7 protein-coding genes and 1 pseudogene are annotated in these 8,939 nt (G+C 62.1%); 4 read left to right on the forward strand and 4 right to left on the reverse strand.

Features of this window, described 5'->3' with window-relative positions:
* Window positions 1-8: 8 nt before the first annotated feature.
* The 4 genes from CHU95_RS00975 to CHU95_RS00990 form a co-directional block, all read right to left on the reverse strand.
* Window positions 9-1,211 carry a BaiN/RdsA family NAD(P)/FAD-dependent oxidoreductase gene (locus CHU95_RS00975; protein WP_094452818.1) on the reverse strand — a complete coding sequence of 401 codons (1,203 nt, stop codon included), beginning with the start codon at window positions 1,209-1,211 and terminating at the stop codon, window positions 9-11.
* A 31-nt stretch (window positions 1,212-1,242) separates the two neighbouring features.
* Complete coding sequence (locus CHU95_RS00980) at window positions 1,243-2,664, reverse strand: pentapeptide repeat-containing protein (RefSeq protein WP_165771928.1); 1,422 nt, start codon at window positions 2,662-2,664, stop codon at window positions 1,243-1,245.
* Between the two features lie 128 nt (window positions 2,665-2,792).
* The gene (gene arfB, locus CHU95_RS00985; protein ID WP_094452822.1) at window positions 2,793-3,212 is read right to left on the reverse strand and encodes an alternative ribosome rescue aminoacyl-tRNA hydrolase ArfB; all 420 of its coding nucleotides are present in this window, start codon (window positions 3,210-3,212) and stop codon (window positions 2,793-2,795) included.
* Between the two features lie 52 nt (window positions 3,213-3,264).
* The gene (locus tag CHU95_RS00990) at window positions 3,265-3,705 is read right to left on the reverse strand and encodes a hypothetical protein (protein ID WP_094452824.1); all 441 of its coding nucleotides are present in this window, start codon (window positions 3,703-3,705) and stop codon (window positions 3,265-3,267) included.
* A 504-nt stretch (window positions 3,706-4,209) separates the two neighbouring features.
* Here CHU95_RS00990 and CHU95_RS00995 point away from each other — a divergent pair.
* The 4 genes and pseudogenes from CHU95_RS00995 to CHU95_RS01005 all read left to right on the forward strand — a co-directional run.
* Window positions 4,210-5,463, forward strand: coding sequence for a type III PLP-dependent enzyme (locus CHU95_RS00995; RefSeq protein WP_094452826.1), 1,254 nt, complete (start codon window positions 4,210-4,212; stop codon window positions 5,461-5,463).
* 420 nt (window positions 5,464-5,883) lie between these two features.
* A complete protein-coding gene (locus CHU95_RS01000) occupies window positions 5,884-7,311 on the forward strand; it encodes a homospermidine synthase (protein ID WP_094452828.1) in 1,428 nt (475 codons plus the stop codon).
* A gap of 746 nt (window positions 7,312-8,057) precedes the next feature.
* Window positions 8,058-8,489 carry a hypothetical protein gene (locus tag CHU95_RS22005; protein WP_133065365.1) on the forward strand — a complete coding sequence of 144 codons (432 nt, stop codon included), beginning with the start codon at window positions 8,058-8,060 and terminating at the stop codon, window positions 8,487-8,489.
* A gap of 133 nt (window positions 8,490-8,622) precedes the next feature.
* Window positions 8,623-8,939: pseudogene (locus CHU95_RS01005) on the forward strand (hypothetical protein); the annotation flags it as partial.

Here is an 8,939-nt window from a genome sequence, read left to right on the forward strand (position 1 = left end):
GCGTTGGGTCAGGCCGCCATGCCCGCTGCATGGCCGCTGGACCAGGCCCATTGGAAGTTATACCCGCCCAGCCAGCCGGTGACGTCCACGGCCTCCCCCACCACGAACAGGCCGGGGATTTTTCGGGATTCCATGGTCTTGGATGACAGCTCGGCCGTATCGATACCGCCCAGCGTAACCTCCGCCGTGCGGTAACCCTCGGTTCCGTCCGGGTGAACGGTCCAGGCGTGCAGGGCATTGGCCACAGCCACCAGGTCGGCATCCTTGATATCCGCCATGGGGCGGTTGACCAGGGAGGCCGATCCCACCAGCGCCACCTCGAACAACCGTTCGGCAAAACGGCGGGGCAAGATCTCACCCAGGATGGTTTTCAGTTCTGCCTTGTGTCGCGTCTTCTTCAGCCCCTTCAGATGCTCGGCCAGGCCCAGGTCGGGCGACAGATCGATACGCACCCCCTGCCCCGGCTGCCAGTAGGAGGAGATCTGCAGGATCGACGGGCCGGACAGGCCGCGATGGGTGATCAGCAGCGCTTCACGGAACTTGCCCTTGCCGCAGGACACGCTGGCCTCCAGCGGCACACCCGACAGGTCCTTCAGCTTGTCCAAATCAAGCGGCGCGAAGGTCAGGGGCACCAGGGCGGGGCGGGGCTCCACGACATTCAGCCCCCATTGGGCCGCCAGACGGAAGGCAAAATCCGTCGCCCCCATCTTCGGGATGGAGGGCCCCCCCGTCGCCAGGATGAAACTGTCGGACGTGAAGGTGCCATGGCTGGTCACCACACTGAACCCGCCACCCTCAACAGGCGTGACCTCATCAATCCGGCATGCCGTGCGGATGGCCACGCCGGCATCGGCGCATTCATCCAGCAGCATGCCCAGGATGCGGGTCGCCCCATCGTCACAGAACAACTGCCCCAGTTTCTTCTCATGCCAGCCGATGCCGTGGCGATCCACCAGCGCGATGAAATCATGCTGCGTATGGCGTTTCAGGGCGGAAATGGCGAAATGCGGGTTGGCTGACAGGTAGCGGTCGGGCTTGGCGTCCAGGTTGGTGAAGTTGCAGCGCCCGCCGCCGGAGATCAGGATCTTCTTCCCCACCTTCTCCGCATGGTCCAGCACCAGGACGCGCCGCCCGCGCCGTCCGGCAAAGATGGCGGCGTAAAGCCCGGCGGCCCCGCCGCCGGCGATGATGATGTCGTGGTGTAAGGTCATCCCCGTCGGGTAGCAGGGAATGCCAGCCCGATCAATCGTCGCTTTCCAGATTATCCATATCAGGCAGGCCCTTGGTGTTGCTGAGCTTGCATTTGCCAAAGTCAACCCCGCGCAGGTCGGCATTGGTCAGATTGGCATCCGTCAGGTCTGCCCCCTTGATGCTGACATTGCGGATCTGGGCCTGACGCAGATCGGCCCCGGTCAGGTTGGCGCCCGTCAAGTCGGCGCCGACCAGAATGGCCTTGCCCAACCGGGCCCGTTCCATATTGGTCTGCCAGTCATGGCCCTGGATATTGATGGGCGAGGCCAACACGCCCGTCATGTCCGCCCCCACCATCATGGACCGGATCAGCCGCGCCCCGCGCAGATTGGCATTGCGGATGTTGGCCCCGCGCAGGTCAGCGGATGAGAGGTCCGCCATCAGCAGGGCCGAGCGGGAAAGGTTGGCATTGCGCAGCACGGCCCCCCGGAAAATACCCGCCGACAGGGTCATGCGCGACAGGTCCATGCCGGTCAGGTCCTTGCCCGACAGGTCGAGTTGCTTGCCGGCCCCGCCATTGGTTTCGATCCATTTGGCGTGGGCTGTCAGCATGTCGGCCAGGCTTTCCTCCATGCCAGCCAACTGCTCGATGGTTTTCACATCCTCCATATTGGCCAGGGTCAGGTCGACCCCGTCCAGGATGGCCCCGATCAGGTTGGCGCCCTTCAGGTTGGCGTGGCGCAGGATGGCACCGGTCATGATGGCGCCTTCCAGATTGGCGCCTTCCAGGTTGGCCTCCGTCAGATCGCAACTGGTCAGGTCGCATCCCGTCAGGTTGCTGTCCGACAGGTTGGCCTTGACCAGGATGGACCCGCGCAGGTCGGCATCGCGCAGGTCGGTCTGCATGACGAAACTGTCCGACAGCCGCGCCTTGGACAGGGTGGCACGCATGATTACGGCCTTGGACAGGTCCGCCTCGGACGAAGACTGCACCGACACCAGTTCGCCGTTCCGGGCCAGCGCCAGGGTGCCGTTGCGGAAATCGGCCGACGTCAGGTTGCAACTGATCATCACCGCCCCGCGCAGGATGGCCCCGCGCAGATCCGCCGCGGTCAGATCGGCATGCATCAGGTCGGCTTCGGCCAGATCGGCGGCATAAAAATTGGTCATGCGCAGATCGGCGCCGCGCAACAGCGTGTTATGCAGCTTGGCCCCCGTGAAATCGGCAGAGGCCAGCACCGCACCCGACAGGTCCAGGTTCGACAATTCGCACAGTTTGAAATGGGCGCGCACCCCGCTGACGCGCTGTTCGACAAAGGCCTGATGCTGTTTAAGCATCACGTCGATGTCATTCTGCGCGATCTTGTTCCGGTACACGCCCAACCGTTCATCCAGCAGCGAAGGCGATTTCTGGATCGCCACGCGGCTGAGATCGGTTCTGGAGGAACCGCCGGTGCGGGTAAATTTCGACATCGAACCCAAGGCCTGGAAACCATGCCGGAAACGCTCCGGCCCCTGTGAACGCATTAAGACATGGGCGGCTTCTAACGCAAAGGGGTAATGCGAACGGCCAGGGGCCGGTCAGGCGAAGATCATGGGGATCACTCCATATCCACCTTACCGCGCATCTTCTTCACCCCCGACCGGGTGGTTTTCGCGTCCAGGCGGCGGGTCTTGGATGCCAGCGTGGGTCGCGTGGGCCGCCGCGGGGCCTGCCTTTCCGCCGCTTTGGCCAGGATTTCCACCAGCCGCGCCTTGGCATCCTCGCGGTTGCGTTCCTGGCTGCGGTGGGCCTGTGCCACCAGCACCAGAACCCCGTCCGCCGTCAGCTTGCGCCCCGCCACGCCCCGCACCCGCTGCTTCAACCAGTCTGGCAGGGTGGGAGAGTTGGCGACGTCAAAACGCAGTTGCACCGCCGTTTCCACCTTGTTGACATTCTGCCCGCCCGGACCGCCCGCGCGCAGGAAGCTTTCCTGAAGCTCCTCCTCGTCGATGGCGATATAGGGGGTGATGGGGATCATGGGTCCGGTTCCGCTGCTGCTGTGCGTCAACAACAGCAATCGGGGCCGATCGTCAAGGGTCGGGCGGCGGGGGTGGCTTGGCGCCGGGCACGGGGGAGGATTGGGCCGGTGTCGGCGCGCCCTTCTTGCGCCCATGGCTGATTCGGGGTTCGGGTGGGTCGATGCGCGGGGCAGGCGGCCCCTCGATGCCGGGGGCGGGCGGTGTGGGCGGTACCGGGTCCTGCAAAGCGCGCAAAGCCCGGTCAGCATCCAGCCGCGCATCCCTGGCGTCGCGCCGCTGCATCGGGTCAGGCGCGGGCCGCAACGACAGGTCAGCCCCACCCCGCAAGCCATCCGCCTGCGCCCGGCCGCGCTCGGCGTCCAGGGGGCTGGGGTTGGCCGGTAATCCCGGCAGGCCCGGCGGCGGGGACAGAAGCGGGTTTTCCTGCGCCCCGGCATAGGGGCACAGCATGATCAGGGCAGCCAGTGCGGGAAGAAGGATCGCCGTGTGCATGCACCCTAAATGGGCATCCTTTTGCCGCCCGCACAGGGGGGAAACCAGCCATGCGAACTGCACTGCAACAAGGTCTTGCACGAACGGGCGTTCGCATGGATAAGCTGATCTCACGACGCACCCGCACGTGCCCCTGGCCCTTGTGGCGACACCGCCGGAAACCGGCGATGCCCCTGGTGTTTATGCAACGACGTCAGGCGTCCTTTTTGGCAGCACCGGTCAACCGTGGGCCGGTACCCCGAGAGGGATAGTCACATGAACGCCGTTTCCCGCCGAGAAGGCATGGTCCGGTAAGGACCCCGCTGGTTCGCTTCGTCCGTTGACGCTTTGCGGTCTTGTTCGACCCGGCAATCACGACGCGGCACCAGACCCCGATCTTCCCCGCACCATCCGGTTGGCCGGTCCGTACCGCCCGCCGCGATCATTTCATATTCCCGCCCTGTTCTGCGCCCATTGATCGGCGAGGCTGGGTGGCATCGGGGATTGTCCCCCAGAGGCACGTCCATGGCCCAGGTCCGTTTCCGCACCGCCGTCGCCCCCTTGCGCCGCGCTACCGCGCGCAGCACCACGCCCCGCCTGCCCAGCGTCGATCAGATGGTGGTAAGGCTGGAACCGGCGGAGCCGATGCACTGCATCCGCCCCGCCACCCTGCGCGCCACGGCGGGCCGCTTCATTGACCTGTTCGGCAAGGCGACGGGCGGTATGGGCGATGTGCTGTACGCCGTGAAGTGCAATCCTGATCCGGCCTTCCTGCGTGCGCTGTACAATGGTGGCATCCGGCATTTCGACTGCGCCTCGCCGGCGGAAATCCGCGTGGTGCGGCAGATGTTTGCCGATGCGCAGATCCATTACATGCACCCGGTCAAGAACCGCGCCGCCATTGCCAAGGCGTATAATGACTATGCGGTGCGCGACTTCTCGCTGGACAGTGTGGAGGAACTGGAGAAGATCCTGGCGGTCACCAGCAATGCCCCCGACCTGGGCCTGTTCATCCGTCTCGCCATGCCCAAGGGCAAGGCTGCCTATGATTTGTCGGGCAAGTTCGGGGCGCAGTTTGACGAGGCCGTCACCCTGCTGCGCCGCGCCCGGACCGTGGGGGGGCGCGTTGGTCTGTGCTTCCATGTCGGCAGTCAGATGCTGGAACCGGCGGCCTATGGTCGTGCCTTGGCACTGGCGGGCCAAGTGATGGAGGCCGCCGGCGTCGCCATCGACGTTCTGGATGTGGGCGGCGGCTTCCCCGTCGCCTATCCCGACATGGACCCGCCCGACCTGACGCTGTACATGGACGAAATCGCCAAGGGCATCGCGGCCCTGAACCTGCCGTCCAGCACCCGCATCTGGTGCGAACCGGGCCGGGCCCTGGTCGCCGCCAGCGGGTCCGTCGTGGTGCAGGTGGAGCGCCGGCGTGGAACGGACGAGCTGTTCATCAATGATGGCGTCTATGGCAGCCTGTCGGATGCGGGCGTGCCCGGCTTCCTGTTCCCCTGCCGCCTGATCCGCCGCAGCGATGCGCCGCTCGCCCCGTTCAGCTTCTGGGGTCCCACCTGCGACAGTGCCGACCGCATGAAAGGCCCGTTCCTGCTGCCCGCCGACGTGCAGGAGGGCGACTGGATCGAAATCGGGCAGTTGGGTGCCTATGGGGCGACGCTGCGCACGGAATTCAACGGTTTTGATCAGGCGCATCTGGTGGAGGTGGCGGACGGCCCGCTGCTGGAGACCGCCGGCCATGGTATCGCCCTATCGGTTCGCGCGGCGTGATGTCGCGCGCTTCGCGCCACAGGGAGTATAATTGGCAAGGATGCGAGAATAATGGCATCGCCTGCGCAACGATCGTGCCACGCGCAGGGCGCCGGCCAAGTTTATCAGGGTTAAAATCCAGATTGTGCAGCAGCGGAATAAGCTGTTGACCGTTCCTTTCACCGATGATCGCCGGGGTGTTACATGATTATTTCACAGGGGCGTCGTTGCACCCCGCATCGGGCCGATGATAGTTTGACACGCATCATCTTCACTAATCGCAACGCTTGATATAGCATTGTGTTAATTCCAACCGGGCGCGGTCCCATCCATCTGGGCGGGGCCGTGCCTTTCTGTTGTCCTGCATCACGTCTGAAGCACGTCAACCCCACAGCCATGAGGCTCCCATAGGCGGGTAATAGCCCCGGAGAACCCCCGAAAATGACCCAATATCAGAAGCATTGTGCCCTTCCCGGGCGTCTTGTGATGGTTGGATTCGGCAGCATCGGTCAAGGTGTGCTGCCTTTGATTCTGCGGCATATCGAGATTGACCGGCAGAACATCACCATCATCACGGCGGACGAGCGCGGCCACGGTGAGGCTGACTATTTCGGCATCAAGTTCGTCAAGGAACCGCTGACCCGGCAGAATTACCGGGCCATGCTGGAACCCCTGCTCTCCAAAGGTGATTTCCTGCTCAACCTGTCGGTGGATGTCTCCTCCACGGCCCTGGTGGAGCTGTGTGCCGAACGCGGCGCGCTCTATCTCGACACCTGTATCGAGCCCTGGCCCGGCGGCTATACCGATCCCAACCTGTCGCCCTCCATGCGCTCCAATTACGCGCTGCGCGAACAGGCGCTTGATCTCCGGGGCAAGCTGGGGACCAACGCGCCGACCGCCGTGCTGACCCATGGCGCCAATCCCGGCCTCGTCTCCCACTTTGTGAAGCAGGCGCTGCTGAACATTGCCGAGGATACGGGCCGCGACGTGACCGAGGTGCCGGCCGGGCGCGAAGCCTGGGCCAAGCTGGCCCATGACCTGGGCGTGAAGGTGATCCATATCGCCGAACGCGACACCCAGGTCTCCTCCATCCCGAAAAAACGGGGGGAGTTTGTCAATACCTGGTCCATCGACGGCTTCATCTCCGAAGGGTGTCAACCGGCGGAGTTGGGCTGGGGCACGCATGAGGCGACGTTCCCGCCCGACGGTATCCGCCATGATTTCGGCTGTCAGGCCGGCATCATCCTGAACCGGCCGGGCGTGACACAGCGCGTGCGCACCTGGACCCCGATGGAAGGCCCCTTCCACGGCTTCCTGATCACGCATAGCGAGGCTTTGTCGATCCCCGATTACCTGACGGTGCGCGACGCGGACGGCAAGGCGATCTACCGCCCCACCTGCCACTATGCCTATCACCCCTGCGACGATGCGGTGAAATCCATCCACGAATTCGCCGGCAAAAACTTCGTGCAGCAGGAAACCCAACGCCTGTTGATGAAGGAAATCATCGACGGCGTGGATGAGTTGGGCGTGCTGCTGGCCGGCCATGAAAAGGGCGCCTACTGGTTCGGCTCCCAGCTCACCTGTTCGGAGGCGCGGCAGTTGGTGGAATTCAACAGCGCCACCAGCCTGCAGGTCACGGTCGCCGCCTTGTCCGGTATGATCTGGGCCATCGAAAACCCCGATCGCGGCATCGTCGAAGCCGACGATATGGATTTCCAGCGCTGCCTGGATATCTGCATGCCCTATCTGGGCCCGGTGGTCGGTGCCTACACGGACTGGACGCCGCTGGATGGGCGCAACAAGCTGTTCGTGGAAGACGTGGACACGTCCGATCCGTGGCAGTTCAAGAATATTCGGGTGGTTTGACCTTCTTGACTCAGCTTTCTCCGGCAATGGACCTTATGCCATTGCCGGAGAAAGTATTCCGAGATTTTTGTTTGACGGTTTTCTACGGGGTCTAAATTGTACTGTTCGAATATTTTTTAAATAGAGCATTAAATATCATTGAATTTTTTTCCTGCTGGCCTATCAACCAGACATTTATCGGCCAGTAAGGCTCGGCAGCCACGCAATGTTGTGGGGATCTGGGCGTCCGGCTCTCAGGGATGCCCCATCCCCGACATATCTAACCGCCGGCCAGCATATGACCGAGGCCAGCCCGAGCGCGAAGCGTGGCCGCTAGGCCGCTGTTTTTGCACCCATGCCCGGTGGGAAATTCGTCACCATCCCGCAGCGCTCTTTGCCCTGCCGGCACCGTCCCGACCATCGCTGTCCCCAACGCGGTTGATGGGCTGACGGTGAATCAGCGACCACCTGCCAGCCGATCTGGTGCTCAGCGCATGCGCAACAAGATCGCCCCCTTCGCGGACATTGTGTATTCCGACGGAAATATCTAACAAGATCTAACATTTAAATGTAGTCATTAAATATACCCGCATATAGATATTTAAGGCAATATGCTATTTTACGGCTACTTAAATAACCGTAGATCAGTTATTGGATGTATTTTGTTTCTATTTAATTTTTCTGGTGCATTATCTATAATTAGGCATATGATAAAATCATCTTAATAGAATTAAAATCAACCGAACCGATGAAAAGGGAGCGCCACCATGGCATTCAACTATGCATCCCGGTATCGCCTGAGGAACAAATACACCAACAATCTCATTACCCAGAGCGGAGGCTGGGATCAAACGGCTGGCTTGCATGTCTATGGCGGATCGGACGTAAGAGATGATCAGATTTGGTATTTTCTTTCTGTAAGACCAGAGTCATTTCGAATAAATAATCTTCGATGGCCTGGCTGGTTCATTGCCGCGAGTTCATCTGATGTTGCTTTTGTTTCCCAATCCATTGATAGTGGAGATCAATATTGGATGGTTAAAGTCATTCAGGATGATAATACATACCTCTATATCACAAGCACACAGAGTGGCCTCGCCCTGCGCGATCTGAACGCACCCGGCACCAGCGGAGTTCTATCACTCGCGTCAGTAGTTGAGGAAGATGCTCGGGCTCAGTGGTGCTTGGTAGCAATTTAAGCGGCCACCCGCACGAAAGCTGCGGGCCTTCCTCCGGCGACCAATACCCATTGGGCCGCCCGCATCCCCATTGCGCCCGCCCGCCACGCCTGTCACCCTTATCCGCATATCAGCATCCATGCGGAGAAAACAAATGCGGGTGACGGGTCGGGCAAAGTGGAAGCGGGCGGGGTTGCTGGCGGCATTGGCGCTGCCGCTGCTGGTCCCGCCGGTGCAGGCGCAGACGGCCCCCACCCCCGACATTCCTGCCTATATCAAGTCTGATGTGAAGGCGCTGGAACCCAAGATCGTGGCCTGGCGCCGCGACATCCATCAGCATCCCGAACTGGGCAACCGGGAATTCCGCACGGCCAAGCTGGTGGCCGACCACCTGAAAAAGCTGGGCATGGAGGTGCAGACGGGCGTGGCGCATACCGGCGTCGTGGCCGTGCTGAATGGGGCCAAGCCCGG

The organism is Niveispirillum lacus (genome assembly GCF_002251795.1).
Taxonomy (GTDB): Bacteria; Pseudomonadota; Alphaproteobacteria; order Azospirillales; family Azospirillaceae; genus Niveispirillum; species Niveispirillum lacus.

What these genes read in the sequence shown, in the direction of transcription:
- CHU95_RS22005 (WP_133065365.1), top strand. Translation starts at nt 8,058, where the DNA reads ATGGCATTCAACTATGCATCCCGGTATCGCCTGAGGAACAAATACACC.
- CHU95_RS00990 (WP_094452824.1), bottom strand. Translation starts at nt 3,705, where the DNA reads ATGCACACGGCGATCCTTCTTCCCGCACTGGCTGCCCTGATCATGCTG.
- CHU95_RS01000 (WP_094452828.1), top strand. Translation starts at nt 5,884, where the DNA reads ATGACCCAATATCAGAAGCATTGTGCCCTTCCCGGGCGTCTTGTGATG.
- CHU95_RS00980 (WP_165771928.1), bottom strand. Translation starts at nt 2,664, where the DNA reads ATGTCGAAATTTACCCGCACCGGCGGTTCCTCCAGAACCGATCTCAGC.
- CHU95_RS00975 (WP_094452818.1), bottom strand. Translation starts at nt 1,211, where the DNA reads ATGACCTTACACCACGACATCATCATCGCCGGCGGCGGGGCCGCCGGG.
- CHU95_RS00995 (WP_094452826.1), top strand. Translation starts at nt 4,210, where the DNA reads ATGGCCCAGGTCCGTTTCCGCACCGCCGTCGCCCCCTTGCGCCGCGCT.
- arfB (WP_094452822.1), bottom strand. Translation starts at nt 3,212, where the DNA reads ATGATCCCCATCACCCCCTATATCGCCATCGACGAGGAGGAGCTTCAG.